Annotated in this window: 1 protein-coding gene; it reads right to left on the bottom strand. The window is 59.8% G+C overall.

Annotation, left to right across the window (positions count from 1 at the left end; translation table 11 throughout):
• Window positions 1-702 (bottom strand): phage tail tape measure protein (locus C7B16_RS24285; RefSeq protein ID WP_107180296.1); only part of this gene is annotated, 702 nt, incomplete at both ends.

Raw genomic sequence — 702 nt, 5'->3', positions numbered from 1 at the left:
CATATTTGCCGCCCGTCCCCGTAAATCCTCCGGTCGCGAAATGGAAGTTCGCCGCCGCAGCCTGAATGGCCGTCCCCGTGGACGCGGATGCGCCACCACCGAAAGCACCACCAATGGCGCTGCCGATACTCCCGACAATCCCCACCATAGCCTGCTTCAGAAAAATCTCTGTCAGCATGGAGAGCACGGAACGGGTGAAACCACGCCAGTTCTGTTCGCTGCCGGTCAGCATCGCTGCCATATTCTGTGCAATACCATCAAAGGTCTGCGTGGCAGCACTTTTCACCTGCGAAAAACTGTCCATCGCACTCTCAGCCCACTGGCTCCAGCCCGACTGAAGCCCGGCCATCCAGCTGCCATTCAGCTGGTCTTCCGAAGCCCATGTCTGTTTCAGCGCACCTGTTGCCTTCACCAGCGCCTGCGGGTTATCACCATACACCTCGCGCAACCGCTGCTCTTCTGACTCCCGCTGCGCCTGCCGGTCAGTCAGCCCCCTGCCTTTTGCACTGATGGCAGCCTGTTTTGCCCGCTGCTGCTGTGCAAATTTCTCCGCCTGGTCTGCCAGCTCGTTCAGGCGTTTCTGGTATTCAACCCTGTCGCCCAGGTCAGCCAGCTGGCGTCTGTACTCCAGCGTCTCGTCTTTATGCGCCAGCAGGGATTTCTCCTGTGCGGATAACTGGCGACGTTGTGCCGCCTCCGCCA

This window comes from Escherichia sp. 20412-1, from assembly GCF_003027595.1.
GTDB classification, from domain to species: domain Bacteria; phylum Pseudomonadota; class Gammaproteobacteria; order Enterobacterales; family Enterobacteriaceae; genus Escherichia; species Escherichia marmotae.
The sequence above is the reverse complement of the archived record's forward strand: the minus strand, read 5'-3'. Positions and strand labels throughout refer to the sequence as shown.